This is a genomic window from Bacillus cereus group sp. MG16 (genome assembly GCF_040459875.1).
GTDB lineage: Bacteria > Bacillota > Bacilli > Bacillales > Bacillaceae_G > Bacillus_A > Bacillus_A paranthracis.
In genome coordinates this window covers 1,190,276-1,208,043 of record NZ_JARVHE010000001.1, presented here as the reverse complement: position 1 = coordinate 1,208,043, position 17,768 = coordinate 1,190,276, and the positions used below count along the sequence as shown (strand labels likewise).

Below are 17,768 nucleotides of genomic sequence, written 5' to 3'. Positions count from 1 at the left end.
ATCTCGACAATCATTTTTAAAACATGTACAATATAAAAGAGTAAATATTCCAAAAACTCATATTAAGGAATGGGTAGACAGAGGAGGATATTGTATGGGCCTTGTTATTATTTTTACGCTTGTCACTCTGTTAGCTGTATTTGCTAAGCTTAGAACACTTCGCGAAAAGAATTTTCTCGCGGGCGGCTTTGCAATTGCAACTGTACTCGTTTTCGGATGGTTTACAATCATGACTGTTCTATATAACGGGTACCCACCAGCAGCTTAATTCATTTACATGCTCGTCTTCATCAAGATTTCGCACAAAAAGAGGAAGGGTTTCCCCTTCCTCTTTTCATACTTCACAACTTATATCATCTTCGCTTCGTATTTGTGCTTTTTTACAAGCCAAGCTCCTCCGATAACACCTGCATCATTACCAAGTGTTGCAATAGCTAACTTCGTGCTCTTTACAGCACGTGAGAAAGCATATTGCTCAAAATAGCGTTGAATTGGTTCTAAAAGTGCATCTCCAGCTTTAGAAACGCCTCCGCCAATAACGATTTTCTCTGGGTTCAACGTGCTAGAAAGGTTCGCTACAGCTAATCCTAAATAAGAAGCTACCTTTTCTACTACTTCGCCTGCTAGTTCATCACCTTGTCCATGTGCTTCAAATACGTCTTTTGATGTGATACGTCCTTCTTCTGCTAACATAGAACGTAGAATACTTTCTTTATCAGTCTCTTGTATTTTTTGCATAGCAACACGCACAATACCTGTTGCAGATGCTACAGTTTCTAGGCAACCAGACTTCCCGCAATTACATGGGGAAGCGTTCTCTGTAACGACTGTAATGTGTCCGATTTCACCAGCAGCACCGCTTACGCCGTGTACAATCTCTCCATTGGCAATTACACCGCCGCCAACACCAGTGCCAAGCGTCATACAAATTAAATCTTTTGCTCCTTCACCAGCACCTTTCCACATTTCACCAAGCGCTGCTAAGTTCGCATCATTATCAATCACAACAGGTAATCCTGTTTCTACTTCTAATAAATCTTTTAACGGATAGTTCTTCCATCCTAAGTTAACCGCTTCATAAATCATTCCAGACGCCACGTGTACAGGGCCAGGAGCTCCCATACCAATACCGATTAACTTACTTTTTAATTCGCCTAACTCTTCTAACTTTTTATCAATAGCTTTCGCTACATCAAGTGTAATATGTTTTCCTTGCTCATTTGTATTCGTAGGGATTTCCCACTTATGTAAAATTTCACCGTATACATTAATAAATGCTAATTTAATCGTTGTACCACCAAGGTCAACACCAACTAACCATTTCTCTTCCATGTTACTTACCTACCTTTATCTAATTCTTATTTAGCTCTTTTTGAATTTCTTGCTTCAATAAAAATAAAGCTGTTTGATAGTCTTGTGAATCGATTAGCTGTGATTGATTTAATTCACGCAATTCATCTTGCATTAATTGTAAATCTGCAATTCGATCTCCCGTATAAATAATCGTACCAAATTTCTTTAGCAATTGCTGAATATCATATATAGATAACATTTCATCACCCTCTATGCTCACTTACTATAAAAAATTATAATAAGAAAACGTTCACATATTTTATTATAATCAAGAAGAAAAAGTCTCGTCAATTTTTATTTGTCTATACAAGCCCATTTTTAACCATTGTTCCTTTTTCTGTAATAATTTTTTCTACATTTTTATCAAACGGCTCTATTGGAATATGGTCTACCATTTGAAAACTATAAGCTAATGATAGCGTTTTCCCTTTATAATGCATGAGATAACGATCATAATAGCCACCACCATATCCAATCCGTTCTCCTCGCTCTGTATAAGCTACACCTGGTACAATTTGAAGGTCAATTTCATCTGCATTCACTTCTTCCGTAAGCGCTGGAATTGGCTCACGTAAATTCATATACACTGTTTCCAATTGATCAAAATTACTAATTTGCCTAAAGGACATTGTTCTTGTTTCTTTATTACACTTCGGAACAACAACTTTCTTTCCTTCTTCCCAAGCTTTTTCGATAATAGGATATGTATTCACTTCATTTTCCATTGAAAGAGTGATTCCAATTGTTTTAGCTTCAGCCCACTCTTTTTGTGCATACAACGAAAATGCAATTTGCTCTGATAAAGTTGTATACCGTTCTTTTGATAAAGAATTCATGTGCTCTATTATTTGTTTACGTAAACGTAGTTTCTCTTCTCTCACACATTTCCCCCCTCACAGTGATACTTTGCTCTACGATGATAGTGTATCACTTTTAAGAGAGGAACCGAATAAAAAAAGAAACAGTAGGAAAATATTCCTACTGCTTACTTTGTTTCACGGTGTAACGAAGACTTCTTGTCACGCTTGCAATACTTTTTAAGCTCGATACGCTCAGCGTTGTTACGTTTGTTTTTCTTTGAGATATAGTTACGATCTCCGCATTCTGTACATGCTAGAGTAATATTCACACGCATTCTTATTTCCCTCCAGTACTAATAACTTAAATCAGACTATACTATAATACCACTTTTAAAATAAAAATTCTACACCTTTTGATATTGTCTAATTTTTTCTATAAGATTTTTCATGTTTTCCCTTGCTATTACTGGGTTTCTAGCATGTGAATACACTAAAAATTTCGGTTGTTTTGTGTCAGAAACGATATAAGACCACTCTTTTTCGGTATATTTGAACTGTACTCCTTCAAATATGCCTTCTTCCTTCCTTTCGATATCAGCCAATAATTTCCTCATCACCTTCCCTTTTTCATTCCACGAACATACAACTTCATCACAAAGTAAATAAAGCGGCGGGGATTGCTCTACTATGCTGAGAAAGGTTTTTCCCTGCAATGCTATTAACTCGAATAATTTTCCAATTCGATATAAAATATCTCGCTTCCATCTCGCTTGAAACGATTTTTTTTCATCCTGCGTATAAAATAGAAGATAACATTCTCCTAATTTCAAAGACATTGGGTAAATATTTCCTGCCGATTCCAGTAATAAATCTGGAATATCAATCTCTTCAAAATCCGTCCCTTGGTAAATATTACTATGATTATCATATAACTCGAAATAATTTCCTTGCTCTGAAAACATAAGCGCCATATTTGCTTTACTTGATTTCATCAAAGCTTTCACATGATCCTTTTGTTCGCCCGCATAAATCCACGTAACTGTGCATCCGAGCCTTTGCAAAAAGAGCATAAGCAGATGTTGTAACATATCATTTCTCTTATTAATAAGAAGATGGAACTTCTGTTTTTTTATTTTCTCAATATCAATACGCTCTAATACAGCCTCTATATAATTATGTAAAGAAACGTGTACTAGCTTATTCCGCCCCATTTCCTTCTCACATACGTAATAAAACGACTCAGACATATACACTTGTTCTATCGCTTTTTGCTGCTTATACGTTAACTGTGCCCCATCCTTACCATACAACTTTATAACAATCTCTTTTTCTTTTTCCGCTTGAATGAAAACCCCGCCCGCACATTGCAAATCTTGAATGCTGTACTGAAAAAGTGATTCGTTCATTTCTTTGCATTCCATCGTATGAATCCCAATACCATGAATTGCATGAAGAAAAAGATTTTTATAAGAAGTCGTTTCTATATGTTCTTGACTCCCGATTAATATACTTTCCCCTTTTGTAAAAAGAGATCCGTACGCCATCGCAACCTTTACAATAAATTGAGGGGTGATTTCAACGTTCCCTCTTCCTACAATGCGGCTTTTTTGCAACCATCCTGCACTCTTCTCACTTTCTTGAACACCAGCCGATCCTACTACCGAATGACTATCAATCGCCTTATATGGCCATAGTTTTCCCTTTTGCTTAATTACCGTACTTTTCCCTATATGACAATGGTCCGCTACAATGCTTTTTTGAAACAATGTAACATCATCTTCCACCATTGTATGTTCTCCTATTGTCGTTTCTAGTAACTCACAATATTTCCCAATGTGCGCATTTGCAAAAATAATACTTTTTTGAAGATGAGAATAACTCGAAACAATACTATTTTTCCCGATAATAGAGTACGGCTCAATTACAGCCCCGGCACCAATTTTTGCTCCCTCTCCAATAAAAGAAGGGCCGTGAATTTTTGTGCCTTTTCCAATCGTTACCCCTTCTCCCATCCATACCATCGGTAATACTTCCGTATATGGGATAGGTACTTGCAATTTTTTCGTTAACAAATCAAATTGTGCTTGTCGATATTGATCAAATGTACCGATATCTAACCAGTAACCTTCTGACAAATATGCAAATAATGCGTTCTTATTTGCCAATAACGGAAACACATCTTGACTAAAATCAAAAAATTCTCGGGTCGGTATGTAAGAAAAAATTTCTGGCTCCATAATATATATACCTGTATTCACAATATTAGAGACTACTTCATTCCAACTCGGTTTTTCTATGTATCGTGTAACCTCTTGTTCTTTGTTCATTACAACTAAACCAAATGAGAGTGGATTTTCTACTTCCTTTACAAACATAGTTACCATTCTTTTCTTTTGTTCATGAAACGTAATTCCTTCTGATAATTGAAAATCAGTTAACGCATCCCCACTTATGACAACAAACGGTTCATCCAAAAATTTTTCCGCTTGTTTAATACTCCCTGCAGTTCCAAGCGGTGGAGAGTCTTCAAAGTAGTACAAGTTAACGCCCCATTTGCTACCGTCACCAAAATATTGCTTAATAGCCGTACTCATATACTGAACAGTAATTGCAATCTCACGTATACCATGCTGACGCAATAATTCAATGTTGTATTCTAAAACTGGCTTTTCTAATAATGGCAACATCGGCTTTGGAGTATTACATGTTAATGGTCTAAGGCGTCGTCCTTTTCCTCCAGCTAAAATAACCCCCTTCATATACTTCAGCCTCCACTTATATAATGTTCAGTAACTTCATATACGATATGTATATTATCTACCCAGCATTAACTAGCAGTATAAAATAAAGTGAAACTTTAATCAGTGGGGGTTTTCTTCATCCCCTACTGATTATTAGCCTTGACCAATCGGGCCGACAGGCAGTAAAGTTCCCCTTATATACATTCACCTTTCAACAATTGAAGAAAGCGCTTACTATTAACTTTTAAAATATTACTTAATAAGCGAATAACATATACGCCCTATTTTTTCCATTATATTATGATACATCTTATCATCATAAACTAAAGGAAACAACGAGCTTTTTTTGTCATGTTTTGACTAAAAAAAGCAGGTGATGTTTCACCTGCTTTTTTCTTTATTCATTTAATAAGTAATGCTTTCCCTTTACTAAATAAAAAACATTTTCAGCAATATTTGTAATATGGTTTGCTACACGTTCTATATATCTCGCTACAAAGGATAATTGTGTAATTTGTGTAATTGCTTCTGGTTGTTCTGGAACTGAAGATATAAATTCACGAATCGCTTTCCCATATATTTCATCAACAGAATCATCCATTTCGGCAATTTGCTTCGCAAAAGTTAAATTTTCTTGCTCATACGCATCTAGCGCTAACTGTAACATCTTATTTGCAATCGCAAACATCTCATCAAGATTGTGCAAACTAACAGACACGTCTTTTTCCCCGAGACGAATGGTTGATTTCGCAATATTAACAGCATGATCTGCAATCCGTTCTAAATCTGTCGCTGTTTTAATTGAAATGAAAATCCTTCTTAAATCACTCGCTACAGGTTGCTGCTTCGTAATGAGCATAAGCGCAAGATCATTTATTTCCTCTTCTAAATTATCCATACGATAATCACCATCTATTACCTCTAACGCTTTCTCTACATCCTTTTTATGAAGCCCTTCCATAGCAAGCAATAAAGCTTCTCTCGCTAGTTCACCAAGCTCAATCACCTTTTGCTGTAACGTTTTTAAATCACATTGAAATTGTTCTCGTACCATTGTTTCTTCCCCCTCAATATTATGTGCCACTATATATAACTCTCCTACCTAGCCTACTTATAATAAACCTTAAGATAGGAGAAGTATTACTTCTCCTATCTTAAATAAGGTAAAAATAAGAAATACCCTCTGTTAAGAGGGTATTTGCTCTTAGCCTTGCTAGCGACATCAACCGAATCGGCCTGTAATATAATCTTCTGTACGCTTATCTGAAGGTGTCGTAAATAATTTATTTGTATCTGTATACTCTACAACTTCTCCACTTAAGAAGAAAGCGGTTTTATCTGAAATACGCGCAGCTTGTTGCATGTTATGCGTTACGATAACGATACTAAAATCTTTCTTTAACTCTTGAATTAATTCTTCTACTTTTAATGTTGAAATTGGATCTAGTGCTGATGTTGGCTCATCCATTAAAATAACGTCTGGTTCAATCGCTAAACAACGTGCAATACATAGACGCTGTTGCTGTCCACCAGATAAACCGTATGCATTATCATGCAAACGATCTTTTAACTCATCCCAAATCGCTGCTCCACGTAAACTTTTTTCAACAATTTCATCTAACGTTTTCTTGTCGCTAATCCCATGAATTTTCGGGCCATATGCTACATTTTCATAAATAGATTTTGGAAATGGATTTGGTTTTTGGAACACCATTCCTACATGTGTTCGTAATTCTTCAACTGGATATGATTTATCAAATATATTGCGCTCTCTATATTCAATTACGCCTGTAGTTCGCACGATTGGTACTAACTCTACCATACGATTTAATGTTTTTAAGTACGTTGATTTACCACAACCACTTGGCCCGATAATTGCTGTAACTTCATTCTCATGAATACTTAAGTTGATATCTTTTAAAGCATGGTCTTCTCCATACCATAAATTTAAGTTTTTCGTATCAAATACTACTTTCTTTGGCGCAGTCTCGATTTTCTCCTCGTTTTTCACCTGTACATTTACTACTGTTGCTACCATTTGAATTCCCCTTTCATCCATTTCCAACTTATTTTCGATTTCGTAACCATAGGACAACTATATTGATCAAGAGCAACAAACCTAACAAAACAATCATCCCAGCAGCTGCTACATACTGAAATTCTTCCTGTGGTCTACTCATCCAATTAAAAATTTGAATTGGTAAAACTGTAAATCTATCAAACATACTAAACGGAACATAATTTGCAAATGCAAGTGCCCCGATAACTAATAACGGTGCCGCTTCTCCAATCGCTCTTGATATCGCTAACGTACAACCTGTTATAATTCCTGGGAACGCATATGGCAATACAACTTGATACATCGTTTGCCACTTCGTAGCACCTAACCCGTAAGAAGCTTCTAATAATGACCTCGGTACAGATCGTATCGCTTCTTGACTCGCTACAACAACTGTCGGTAAGACGAGTAAGCTCATCGTCAGTGCCGCTGCAATAATACTCTCACCTAAGTGAAGAGCGTATACAAAAATGGTTAAGCCGAGTAATCCAAATACGACGGAAGGTACTCCCGCTAACGTTTGATTATTAATTTCTATTACCTTTTTAAATATAGATTCCTTCGCATATTGCTCTAAATAAAGAGCAGTTCCGACCCCAAATATAAAGGAGAGTGGTATAACAATACTCATAAATAATATTGTTCCTGACAAAGCTGCAGCAATCCCAGCTTCTTTCGGATTACGCGAAGCGAAGTTTGTAAAGAAATCTAACGAAAGGTAACTGACACCTTTTTCAAAAATTTGAAAAAGCAAAATAAGCAGGATTACTATTGAAAACAAAATTGCCATATAAAATAACAATTTGTAAATTCGATCTTTTAAAAAACGTGATGCCATATTTTCTTGTATTTTTTTATGATTTAACATGCGCATATTATGTCACCCTCCTAAAGCGGCGCATAATAAACTGCGAAATGATGTTCATTATAAAAGTAAACAAGAATAACGTTGCGCCTACAGCGTACATGCTGTAATAAGTAATTGTTCCATGCGGAGCATCACCTAAACTCACTTGCACAATATAAGCTGTTAACGTTTGAATAGAGTGTGTCGGATCGAGAGATACGTTCGGTGTGGACCCTGCTGCAATTACAACGATCATCGTTTCACCGATTGCTCTTGAAGCAGCTAATATAATCGCTGCCATAATCCCTGCGAAAGCTGAAGGAAACACGACTTGTTTTACCATCTCAAACCGAGTTGCTCCAAGTGCCAACGAAGCTTCTTTCATTCCTTTTGCTACAGCTCTCATTGCATCTTCAGACAGAGATGCAATTGTAGGTATCATCATAAAGCCAATAACAATACCTGGACTAATCGCATTAAAAAACTGTAAATCAGGTATAATCCGTTGTAAAAGCGGTGTAACAACTGTTAATGCAAAAAAGCCATATACAATTGTCGGGATACCTGCTAATAGTTCTAACATCGGTTTTAATACTTTTCTTACACTGTTTGAAGCATATTCACTTAAAAATACGGCACACGCTAAACCGATAGGAACTGCTACGCACATAGCGATTGCTGTTACAAGTACCGTTCCACATATAAGTGGTAATATACCGAATTTAGGATTTTCAAAAAAAGGTAACCATTCTTTCTCTGTCAAAAAGGAGAGCAATGATATTTTTTTAAAAAACATTATTGTTTCATTAGAAAGCGTAAAAATAATTCCAAGTGTCGTCGCAATAGACACGCTAGCAATTATTTTTAGTAATAATGGAACGATTCGATTGATTCGCTGCGTTTTTTTTCTATGTTTTGTATTTCTTTCAATCAAATGTTGTACAGAAAATGTAATTTGACTTTTGTCATTATAAGCCAAAGATGAAAACCCCTTTCCACCCTGACATTACCTTTTTATTTCTGTTAAGATCCGCAGCTGTTCATTGTATTTTTCTTTTGGTAATTTTACATATCCAACCTCTTCAGCAAGATTACCAACATGCTGAATCATAAACTCAATATAATTTGCTACATTCATTTTATTTCGGATAGATGCATGATTCACATAAGCAAATAGCGACCTAGATAACGGCTTATACTCACCTGATTGGATGGTATCTTTCGTCGGAAGTACACCATTCACTTTTATTGCTCTCACCTTATCTCGATTGGCCATATAATAAGCATATCCTACAAAACCAATGGCATTTTTATCATTCATTACCCCTTGCATAATAACTTGATCATCTTCAGACAAAGAGACTTTTTTTACAATGCGACTTTTTTGTAAGATGACATTTTGAAAATAATCATACGTACCAGAGTCTACACCTGGCGCATAAAACTTTACCTGTTCACTTGGCCATGATGAATGAATTTGTGACCATCGCTTTTCACTTCCATCTTCACTCCATAATAGACGTAACTCGTCTACCGTCATATTATCTACCCAAGTATTTTGACGATTCACAACGATCGTAAGGCCGTCATAAGCGACTTCAAACGGTGTAAACTGAATGGAGTTTTTCTTCATTTCATTTTCTTCCACTTGTTTCATTACTCTCGAAGCATTATTTATATCTACTTCTCCTTTACTGAAACGATTAAATCCTCCTCCTGTTCCAGAAACACTGATGGAAATTTTCACGTTTGGATGCACCTTTGTATATTCCTCCGCTACTGCTTCTATAATAGGAAAAACCGTTGAGGATCCATCAACTCTCACTTCTCCCATTTCATTCACAGCAAATGCAGTAGACGTGCCAACATAAAAGAAACATGTCGACAGTATGAAAACTTTAATTGATGCACTTATCCATTTCACGTGTTCTTCCTCCTAGAAGTAACCGGAAATAACAGGATTACAGATATAAGAATACTGCTAAACTATTAATTCGGTTTTAATTGTTTGTAAAAGTTTTGTAAAGTTCCACAAGAATCAACATTAGGTAAACTATTAATCCGTAGCCACTGTTCATCTTCACTGAGGATTGGTCCATAACTTCCATAGTGAATGCATACGTATTATTTGCGAGGTCCCTTAAAATTCCGATATGATCTGCTTGTCCACTTTATTAAAACGTATGCATGAATCAAAAAAAAAGCACACTATCTTTTCAGATAGTGTGCTTTTTTTACAACTTTTTTATTCATCATCTTGCTTTTTATTTTTCTTATCTATTTCCTCTTGTGTAGCTTCGCCATTTTCTACCTTTTTCAAATCAAAGTACGCGTCCATAATGTCACGACTAATATAACCGTTAATACCTGATTTATCATCTACCCAAGGTACAACAACAGAAAATGCTACTTCAGGGTCTTCAAGTGGCGCATAACCTACTAATGTTAAGTTATATGTTTCTTTACGCTCACCGTTTGCTTTTCTACCAATCTCTTTATCTCCGCCATACACAGTTTGAGCTGTACCTGTTTTACCAGCAGCTTTATATGATGCGCCTGTAAAGTATTTCGCAGCTGTACCACCAGACTCATTAAATACTTGTCTAAATCCTTCCTGAACACGTTTAATTTGTGATTCAGGCATATCAATACGGTTTAGTACTTTTGGTTCCATTGAATGAACGACTTTTCCAACTTCGCCTTGTTTCGCTTCCGGTTGACGAATTTCCTTTACAACTTGCGGCTGCATACGGTAACCACCATTTGCAATTGTTGAAACATACTGTGCTAATTGAAGTGGTGTGTACGTGTCATACTGCCCAATTGATAAATCTAATAAGAAACCTGGCTGATTTCCTCTACCTGTTTGACCCGCAGATTCATTTGGTAAATCGATACCTGTTTTTACACCAAGTCCAAACTGTCCGAAATAATAACGCATCGTATCAAATGCTTTTTGTGGTATATCTAACGTACCACCTCTTACATATGGAACACCTGCGATATTCATCGCTGTTTTAAACATATATACGTTAGAAGACATTTTTAATGCTGTTAAATCATTAATGTATCCCATCGTCTTCCAAGAAGATTTTTGTGGCGTTCCCTTTAATCTGATTGGTTCATCAAGTTGAACTGAACCTGGTTGAATGGCACCTGTCTGATACCCAGTAAGTACTGTCGCACCTTTTACAGTTGATCCCATCGGATAAGAACTTGTCATCGTTCCTAATGCGAAATCTTGCACTTTCGTTTCGCCATTTTCTTCTACTAACTGTTTCCCTGCCATAGATAAAACTTCACCATTTTTTGGATTCATCATTACAACGAATGCACGATCTAAAAGAGGTTGTCCCCCTTTATATCTCAATAAATTTTTCGTGATAATTTCTTCTACACGCTTTTGTAATTCCATATCAATTGTTAAATTCAGATTGTTACCACTTTGCCCTTTTGATACATTAATCGTTTCTAAAATATTACCGTTTTTATCCGTAATATTTCTCACTTCCGCTTTATTACCGTGCAAACTATCTTCATATTGCTGCTCAAGATAACTTTTCCCTACGCGGTCATTTCGATTATAATCACGAACAAGATAGTAATCTAGTCTTTCTCTCGGTAAACCTTCATCAGACGTTGACACGCCGCCAAGTACACTTCGGAATAAATCATCATAAATATACTTTCGATCCCAATCAACATTCGTATCTACACCCGGTAATGCTGCTAGATTTTCACTAATAATCGCATATTCTTGTTCTGTAGCATCCTTTTTAATGACTTGTGGCGTCATCGCATATCCGCCGTCCATTTTGCTTTTAATCGCTAGCACTTCTAAATCTTTTGCGGATAATTGATTCACTTCTTCTTCCGTCACGCGATTTCGTTGACGCTCATCTAATTCTTTATCGTCAATTTTTTTATCTTTAAACTCTTGACGATCTTTTTTCGTAATTTTTTCTTGCGCTTCTTCTTTATGAATAGCAAGCCAATAATCTTTTTTATCGCGATCTGTTAATTTATCTGTCGGTACTTCAATCAAATCTGCTAATCTTTTCGCTGTTTCTAAGCGAGCCTCTGCAGTTGATCCTTTCATTTTTGTAAATGTAATCGTACGTACAGCTGCATTATCTACTACAGCTCGCCCATAACGGTCAAATATTTTCCCACGTGGTACAGGATTACTTATCGTCGAGTTTTCTTTCCTCTCCACTTCATTCTTATATTCCTCACCGCGAACAATTTGTACATAACCAAGCCTTACAATAACCGCGGAGAACATTAAAAACACGCAGAAAAACAGCACGTTTAACCGAAAAGGAACGTGAGTCTTTTTCTTTTGTTGTTTCTGCTTCTTGCCCATACAAACCCCCTCTACCAACAGCTATGTAATTTGAAAGGGACACCTTCATACAGGTGTCCTCACTGCTGTCTTACATCTTTTTCTATTCTAGCATAAAACAAACGATAAGTTAACCTTCTGGTTCTGTTTGATTCTGCGTGGTTCCTTGCGCTACGACACTTGTGTTCCCTGCATTTCCTTCATCATATTTGACATTTTTAACTGCAAAATAAATAAGAAAATGTCCAGCACCTAAAATACATAGTAAGACAGGTAAACTCTTTTCAGGCGGAAAGAATAATACAGCACATAAAAAACTTAAAACTGAACAAATTCTCCCGGCATTTAACCATAATTCTCGGACAACAACATACTCTACACGCCACTCTCTCGCATTTTTCGCTCTACCAATTACATCATATGTCATCGATCCATATGGAACGAGTAAAATAGGGTATGCAATCGCAATGCATGCTGCATAAATAAGTAATTTTGTGTATGTAACATTGAATATAACTAAAAATACAACAGCATATAAAATAATGCCTCCAAGTAAAATTGCTTTTTTTCGCCACTCTTTCTTTAACATACGGGCGACTAAATAGTAACATACAAATGATACAGCAGAATTTACTAAGCTATATTTCCCTAATGCAAGCTCACTATCGGTTGCTAAGTACACATATACTGAAATAACAAAAATGAATGTTCCCTCTCTCAATCCTTGGAAAAAATGAGCGCGTGTAATTCTTCCCCAATTTTTATCAATCCGTCGCTCTTTCAAAACTTGTGTAACCTCATAACGCCCTTCACATTCTCTCTTAGATACAAAAAAGCTTAAAACGACAGCAATTGCAAATAACAGTAACGAGAGGAAGAATATGACCGTATAACCACTCCACTTCTCCATACGTGAAATTGTGTATCCAGCTGCTATCGGTCCAATCATGCCAGAGAAGGATGTAAGAAGCCCAAGAAACCCGTTAAAGAAATCTCTTGTTTCTGGTTCTGTAATCTCAAATGTTAATAAGTTAAACGCGAGCCAGTAAAAACCATATCCGACTCCTAAAAGAGCCCCCATTAATAAAATATAGTGAGAAGCGCTTTTTCCCGCTACTAAAACAACGATAAAAAAAATCGCTAACGTGCCTACGCCTATTCGTAACAAAATCGAGCGATCAATACGCTTCGCTAATTTCCCACCTATAAGAAATGTGAGGGGCTGCAATACAACGCTGGCCAAATTATACAAGCCGAGATTCACATAATTTTGTGTTTGTTTCCATAAATAAATGTTAACAAACGTATTCGATAAAGAAATTGCGAGCGTGTATAAACCTCCAATAAGGAGTAATAACACTAAATCCCGATTCACTTCAACGTCACCAATTATATGTTTCCACTTCATACACAACTCTCCTTTACTTCATGTTCTAGTCTTCCAAAGACAAGCTCAATTATGTAAAAGGAAAGCATAGAAAAAAGCTAGGAGCATTCTCCTAGCTTTTTCTATCGTTATTACAATTATTTTGCTTCTTGGTAACGTTTTTCAGCAGCGTTCCAATCTACAACGTTCCAGAATGCACCGATGTAGTCTGGACGACGGTTTTGATAATTTAAGTAGTAAGCATGTTCCCAAACATCTAAACCGATAACTGGAGTTTTACCTTCAGTTAGAGGAGAATCTTGGTTTGGCGTGCTTGTTACTTCTAACTCACCATTATTTACTACTAACCAAGCCCAACCAGAACCGAAGCGAGTTGCGCCAGCTTTTGCGAATTCTTCTTTGAATGCATCGAAGCTACCGAATTTCGCTTCAATTGCAGTTGCAAGTTCGCCTACTGGTTGTCCGCCGCCGTTTGGAGATAAGATTGTCCAGAAGAATGTGTGGTTAGCATGTCCGCCACCATTGTTACGTACTGCTGTACGGATTGCTTCTGGTACTTCGTTTAAGTTTGCAACTAATTCTTCTACGCTTTTGTCAGCTAATTCTGCATGACCTTCTAAAGCAGCGTTTAAGTTTGTGATGTACGTGTTATGGTGTTTTGTATGATGGATGTTCATTGTTTCTTTGTCAAAGTGAGGCTCTAAAGCATCATACGCATAAGGTAAATTTGGTAATTCGTGTTTTGCCATTGTTATATTCCTCCCAGTTTATGTATTGCCACTTAAGTGACATACAACTACATTCTACCCTAATTGCCATAGGGTGCAAACAAATAAATCACATTGTCTTGCTATCATTAAAGTAGCAAAATTCCCACTTCTTTTCAATTAAAATGCTCATATATTTCATAAAAAAAGCTCCCTTCTACAAGGAAGCTTCCTACTGACATAATAAACATGTGAAATGGATATGGACCCTGTAGGACTCGAACCTACGACCGGACGGTTATGAGCCGTCTGCTCTAACCAGCTGAGCTAAGGGTCCACAATTATGTATGTAACAATACATCAAATAAAGGAATTCCTATCGGATATACCCTTTAAGAAAGGTAAGATAAATTTACCATATAGAAAAGAAAAGTGTCAATTGTATTTTTCTCATTTAAAAGAAGAAAATTAATAAAAAGAAATTTAGTTATCTCTACTATATGTAAATATAATATATCTTGAGATTCCCTAGATTCCTACGTTACAATGATTTTATACATACATAAAGGAAGTGAATCTATGTCCATATTTACCCAATTAGTCAAAAGCGTATATTCGCCTAAAGATATGGCGCTATTCCGTTTTCAAAAAATCGGAAAAACCATTTTGTATATTATGCTACTTTGTCTAATCACTACTATTCCAAGAACATTCTTTTACGGTAGCTTTATCCAAGATAGTGTTACTATGGTAAATCAAGCAATTGAAAAAGATTTACCTGATTTTAAAATCGAAAATGGTGAACTAAAAGCTGATATTGAACAACCTATTCAAAAAGAAGAGGGAGATGCTCTTTTCGTATTTGATCCAAATACAACAGATATCGAAAAGTATCAAAATAAAACTGGTTTATTTATTTTAAAAGATAAAGTAGTTTCTATAGGAAATGGCCAGACGCAAACATACTCCTACAATGATTTATTAGGGACATCTCTTGAGAAAAAAGATTTGCAAGATTTCATTTCTGTATTCGATAGTATTTATCCAATTTTACTAGCTGTTATCGGAGTGTTAGTATATCTATTCCAATTGTTCATTACTTTCTTAGGAATTACTTTACTTGCGTTTATCGGTTCTGCTATGAGTGGTCAACGTAAATTATCTTATAAGCAAGTATGGACGTTAACTGCCTACAGCTACACAATTCCAACCATCTTCTTTATGATTATGGATTTATTCAAAATCGTTGTACCTGGCTCAACATTCATTTATATCGCAGTTGTTTTAATTGTTCTATACTTAACAATTAAAGAAGTTCCAAAACCGAACGAAAAAAATGCCTAAATAGGCATTTTTTTTTTGGACAAGCATATATTCCTAGCAAAGGAGTGAAGAATATGAAGAGATTAGGTATATTCTTATTCGTGCTTGTTCTTGGTTATATATTTTATTACGATATAAAAATCGGCACTTTACCGATGTTAAGTTCATATAAAAAGACAAATGCGGCCGAAACGATAAAACAAGAAAGTACAAATACAAAACAAAAGAAAGAAAACAAAGCGGAAAAAGAAACAGATGTCACTTATAAAACAATTGAAGTCAAAACAGGTGATACGGTTCTTTCCATTACAGAAGCGATTAATAAGAAGAAAATTCCTTCTATCGAAAAAGTAATTGATGATTTTAAACAATTAAATAAAAATACACCTGCTACAAAAATACAACTTGGAAAGTCTTATAAATTCCCGTTATATCAATAAGCAATCACTTAATCCTTGTCAATTACATAAAGGCGCTGATACAATAGTAAAAGTGAAACCGAGCACTTCGGTTTCTATAGCCCTGTATCACGTATACTATCATTGATATAAGGGACTAAATAAGAAACTTCTTTTATAAGGAGAGCGATCTATTCGTGAATGAAATGACTCATCGTACAAAAACACGTCCAGTTAAAGTCGGTAATTTAACAATTGGCGGTAATAATGAATTAATTATACAAAGTATGACAACAACAAAAACACATGATGTTGAAGCAACAGTTGCTGAAATTAAACGTTTAGAAGAAGCTGGCTGCCAAGTCGTGCGTGTTGCTGTTCCAGACGAACGCGCAGCAAATGCTATTGCTGATATTAAAAAACAAATCAACATTCCACTTGTTGCTGATATTCATTTTGATTATCGCCTTGCTTTAAAAGCAATTGAAGGCGGCATTGATAAAGTACGTATCAATCCAGGTAACATTGGTCGTCGCCATAAAGTAGAAGCTGTTGTAAATGCAGCAAAAGAACGTGGTATTCCAATCCGTATCGGTGTAAACGCAGGTTCATTAGAGCGTCACATTTTAGAAAAGTACGGATACCCAACTGCAGATGGTATGGTTGAGAGCGCCCTGCATCACATTAAAATTTTAGAGGACTTAGATTTCCATGATATTATCGTATCTATGAAAGCCTCTGATGTTAACTTGGCAATTGAAGCATACGAAAAAGCTGCACGTGCTTTTGATTATCCACTACATTTAGGTATCACAGAATCTGGAACGTTATTTGCCGGAACTGTAAAAAGTGCCGCTGGTCTTGGAGCAATCTTAAGTAAAGGCATCGGAAATACACTACGTATTTCATTAAGTGCTGACCCAGTTGAAGAAGTAAAAGTTGCGCGTGAACTCTTAAAGTCATTCGGCCTTGCATCTAATGCAGCAACACTTATTTCTTGTCCAACTTGCGGTCGTATTGAAATTGATTTAATTAGCATCGCTAACGAAGTGGAAGAGTACATTTCTACACTACAAGTACCAATTAAGGTTGCAGTACTTGGCTGCGCTGTAAATGGTCCTGGTGAAGCTCGTGAAGCTGATATCGGTATTGCCGGCGCGCGCGGAGAAGGACTATTATTCCGCAAAGGGCAAGTCGTTCGTAAAGTACCAGAAGAAATAATGGTAGAAGAACTGAAAAAAGAAATCGACGTAATTGCTGCTGAAATGGCTGCTGAACGAGAAAAAGAAAAAGAAACACAAGAACAATAAAAAGAAGGTTGCCCACAACATTTGTGAGCAACCTTCTTTTCTACGTAAAAAAGCTCGTCAGTTATAGAACTAACGAGCTTTTACTTTGCACATTTTGGACAACGTCCGTATATTTCAAACTTATGACCTGTTACTTCATAACCATTAAAATCTTTATTCATAAAATCCATCGGGCAAGAAGTAATCTCTTTCGTCCCTCCGCAATCTAAACAAATAAAATGATGATGATGTTCCATAATAGAACATGTAAAACGAAAATGTTTTTCACCGTTTAATTCCGTTTGTTCTAAAACACCGATTTCAGCAAACACCGTTAAGTTACGATAAATCGTGTCAAAGCTAAGACCTGGATAATCATCCTTCATATGCTCTAAAACGTCCTTCGCCGTTAAATAACGATTGTGAGCTGCAAATAACCTGAGCATTTCTTCCCTTTTCCCAGTATGTTTGTATCCTTTATCTTTCATTAGGCGTAAAGCTTCTGTTAGATTCATATCT

Annotated in this window: 18 protein-coding genes and 1 tRNA gene; 4 read left to right on the top strand and 15 right to left on the bottom strand. The window is 36.1% G+C overall.

Annotation, left to right across the window (positions count from 1 at the left end; genetic code table 11):
* The first annotated feature begins 94 nt into the window (after window positions 1-94).
* The gene (locus QCI73_RS06260) at window positions 95-268 is read left to right on the top strand and encodes a DUF2759 domain-containing protein (protein ID WP_353822655.1); all 174 of its coding nucleotides are present in this window, start codon (window positions 95-97) and stop codon (window positions 266-268) included.
* A gap of 80 nt (window positions 269-348) precedes the next feature.
* Here the strand turns inward: QCI73_RS06260 and glcK are convergent, their stop codons facing one another.
* From glcK to QCI73_RS06190, 14 genes are all read right to left on the bottom strand, one after another.
* The gene (gene glcK, locus QCI73_RS06255) at window positions 349-1,332 is read right to left on the bottom strand and encodes a glucokinase (protein WP_353822654.1); all 984 of its coding nucleotides are present in this window, start codon (window positions 1,330-1,332) and stop codon (window positions 349-351) included.
* Between the two features lie 19 nt (window positions 1,333-1,351).
* Window positions 1,352-1,552 carry a YqgQ family protein gene (locus tag QCI73_RS06250; protein ID WP_000949156.1) on the bottom strand — a complete coding sequence of 67 codons (201 nt, stop codon included), beginning with the start codon at window positions 1,550-1,552 and terminating at the stop codon, window positions 1,352-1,354.
* A gap of 103 nt (window positions 1,553-1,655) precedes the next feature.
* Window positions 1,656-2,234, bottom strand: coding sequence for a 5-formyltetrahydrofolate cyclo-ligase (locus QCI73_RS06245; protein ID WP_046197825.1), 579 nt, complete (start codon window positions 2,232-2,234; stop codon window positions 1,656-1,658).
* Window positions 2,235-2,338: 104 nt separating this feature from the next.
* Window positions 2,339-2,488, bottom strand: coding sequence for a 50S ribosomal protein L33 (gene rpmG / locus QCI73_RS06240; protein ID WP_353822653.1), 150 nt, complete (start codon window positions 2,486-2,488; stop codon window positions 2,339-2,341).
* 69 nt (window positions 2,489-2,557) lie between these two features.
* Window positions 2,558-4,912: a sugar phosphate nucleotidyltransferase gene (locus QCI73_RS06235; protein ID WP_327922494.1), complete on the bottom strand. Its 2,355-nt coding sequence runs from the start codon at window positions 4,910-4,912 to the stop codon at window positions 2,558-2,560.
* A gap of 379 nt (window positions 4,913-5,291) precedes the next feature.
* Window positions 5,292-5,948 (bottom strand): phosphate signaling complex protein PhoU, encoded by a 657-nt coding sequence (gene phoU, locus QCI73_RS06230; protein WP_353822652.1) that lies wholly within the window; start codon window positions 5,946-5,948, stop codon window positions 5,292-5,294.
* A gap of 168 nt (window positions 5,949-6,116) precedes the next feature.
* Window positions 6,117-6,932, bottom strand: coding sequence for a phosphate ABC transporter ATP-binding protein (gene pstB, locus QCI73_RS06225; protein ID WP_000226683.1), 816 nt, complete (start codon window positions 6,930-6,932; stop codon window positions 6,117-6,119).
* A 28-nt stretch (window positions 6,933-6,960) separates the two neighbouring features.
* Window positions 6,961-7,827, bottom strand: coding sequence for a phosphate ABC transporter permease PstA (gene pstA / locus QCI73_RS06220; RefSeq protein ID WP_001242545.1), 867 nt, complete (start codon window positions 7,825-7,827; stop codon window positions 6,961-6,963).
* Window position 7,828: 1 nt separating this feature from the next.
* Window positions 7,829-8,779, bottom strand: coding sequence for a phosphate ABC transporter permease subunit PstC (gene pstC, locus QCI73_RS06215; RefSeq protein ID WP_327922493.1), 951 nt, complete (start codon window positions 8,777-8,779; stop codon window positions 7,829-7,831).
* 27 nt (window positions 8,780-8,806) lie between these two features.
* A complete protein-coding gene (gene phoX, locus QCI73_RS06210; protein WP_353822651.1) occupies window positions 8,807-9,724 on the bottom strand; it encodes a phosphate ABC transporter substrate-binding protein PhoX in 918 nt (305 codons plus the stop codon).
* A 321-nt stretch (window positions 9,725-10,045) separates the two neighbouring features.
* Window positions 10,046-12,166 (bottom strand): peptidoglycan D,D-transpeptidase FtsI family protein, encoded by a 2,121-nt coding sequence (locus QCI73_RS06205; RefSeq protein ID WP_353822650.1) that lies wholly within the window; start codon window positions 12,164-12,166, stop codon window positions 10,046-10,048.
* A 109-nt stretch (window positions 12,167-12,275) separates the two neighbouring features.
* Window positions 12,276-13,553 (bottom strand): MFS transporter, encoded by a 1,278-nt coding sequence (locus tag QCI73_RS06200; RefSeq protein ID WP_000871368.1) that lies wholly within the window; start codon window positions 13,551-13,553, stop codon window positions 12,276-12,278.
* 116 nt (window positions 13,554-13,669) lie between these two features.
* Entirely contained in the window at window positions 13,670-14,281 is a 612-nt protein-coding gene (sodA, locus tag QCI73_RS06195) for a superoxide dismutase [Mn] (RefSeq protein ID WP_001052031.1), read from the bottom strand.
* A 221-nt stretch (window positions 14,282-14,502) separates the two neighbouring features.
* A tRNA-Ile gene (locus tag QCI73_RS06190) sits at window positions 14,503-14,576 on the bottom strand.
* A gap of 242 nt (window positions 14,577-14,818) precedes the next feature.
* Between QCI73_RS06190 and QCI73_RS06185 the strand changes: the two genes are divergently transcribed.
* The 3 genes from QCI73_RS06185 to ispG all read left to right on the top strand — a co-directional run bounded on the left by QCI73_RS06185 (window position 14,819) and on the right by ispG (window position 17,270).
* Entirely contained in the window at window positions 14,819-15,583 is a 765-nt protein-coding gene (locus QCI73_RS06185) for a DUF1189 domain-containing protein (protein ID WP_000021910.1), read from the top strand.
* Window positions 15,584-15,636: 53 nt separating this feature from the next.
* Window positions 15,637-16,002 (top strand): hypothetical protein, encoded by a 366-nt coding sequence (locus tag QCI73_RS06180; RefSeq protein WP_000825406.1) that lies wholly within the window; start codon window positions 15,637-15,639, stop codon window positions 16,000-16,002.
* A gap of 164 nt (window positions 16,003-16,166) precedes the next feature.
* A complete protein-coding gene (ispG, locus tag QCI73_RS06175; RefSeq protein ID WP_011040674.1) occupies window positions 16,167-17,270 on the top strand; it encodes a flavodoxin-dependent (E)-4-hydroxy-3-methylbut-2-enyl-diphosphate synthase in 1,104 nt (367 codons plus the stop codon).
* 80 nt (window positions 17,271-17,350) lie between these two features.
* Here ispG and QCI73_RS06170 read toward each other — a convergent pair whose 3' ends face one another.
* On the bottom strand, window positions 17,351-17,764 hold the full coding sequence (locus tag QCI73_RS06170) for a Fur family transcriptional regulator (protein WP_001054512.1): 414 nt from the start codon (window positions 17,762-17,764) through the stop codon (window positions 17,351-17,353).
* Window positions 17,765-17,768: the final 4 nt, after the last annotated feature.

Bases quoted from the DNA above. Each gene is read 5' to 3' on its own strand.
- QCI73_RS06260 (WP_353822655.1), top strand. From the start codon at position 95: ATGGGCCTTGTTATTATTTTTACGCTTGTCACTCTGTTAGCTGTATTT.
- glcK (WP_353822654.1), bottom strand. From the start codon at position 1,332: ATGGAAGAGAAATGGTTAGTTGGTGTTGACCTTGGTGGTACAACGATT.
- QCI73_RS06250 (WP_000949156.1), bottom strand. From the start codon at position 1,552: ATGTTATCTATATATGATATTCAGCAATTGCTAAAGAAATTTGGTACG.
- rpmG (WP_353822653.1), bottom strand. From the start codon at position 2,488: ATGCGTGTGAATATTACTCTAGCATGTACAGAATGCGGAGATCGTAAC.
- QCI73_RS06235 (WP_327922494.1), bottom strand. From the start codon at position 4,912: ATGAAGGGGGTTATTTTAGCTGGAGGAAAAGGACGACGCCTTAGACCA.
- phoU (WP_353822652.1), bottom strand. From the start codon at position 5,948: ATGGTACGAGAACAATTTCAATGTGATTTAAAAACGTTACAGCAAAAG.
- pstB (WP_000226683.1), bottom strand. From the start codon at position 6,932: ATGGTAGCAACAGTAGTAAATGTACAGGTGAAAAACGAGGAGAAAATC.
- pstA (WP_001242545.1), bottom strand. From the start codon at position 7,827: ATGCGCATGTTAAATCATAAAAAAATACAAGAAAATATGGCATCACGT.
- QCI73_RS06205 (WP_353822650.1), bottom strand. From the start codon at position 12,166: ATGGGCAAGAAGCAGAAACAACAAAAGAAAAAGACTCACGTTCCTTTT.
- QCI73_RS06200 (WP_000871368.1), bottom strand. From the start codon at position 13,553: ATGAAGTGGAAACATATAATTGGTGACGTTGAAGTGAATCGGGATTTA.
- sodA (WP_001052031.1), bottom strand. From the start codon at position 14,281: ATGGCAAAACACGAATTACCAAATTTACCTTATGCGTATGATGCTTTA.
- QCI73_RS06185 (WP_000021910.1), top strand. From the start codon at position 14,819: ATGTCCATATTTACCCAATTAGTCAAAAGCGTATATTCGCCTAAAGAT.
- QCI73_RS06180 (WP_000825406.1), top strand. From the start codon at position 15,637: ATGAAGAGATTAGGTATATTCTTATTCGTGCTTGTTCTTGGTTATATA.
- ispG (WP_011040674.1), top strand. From the start codon at position 16,167: ATGACTCATCGTACAAAAACACGTCCAGTTAAAGTCGGTAATTTAACA.
- QCI73_RS06170 (WP_001054512.1), bottom strand. From the start codon at position 17,764: ATGAATCTAACAGAAGCTTTACGCCTAATGAAAGATAAAGGATACAAA.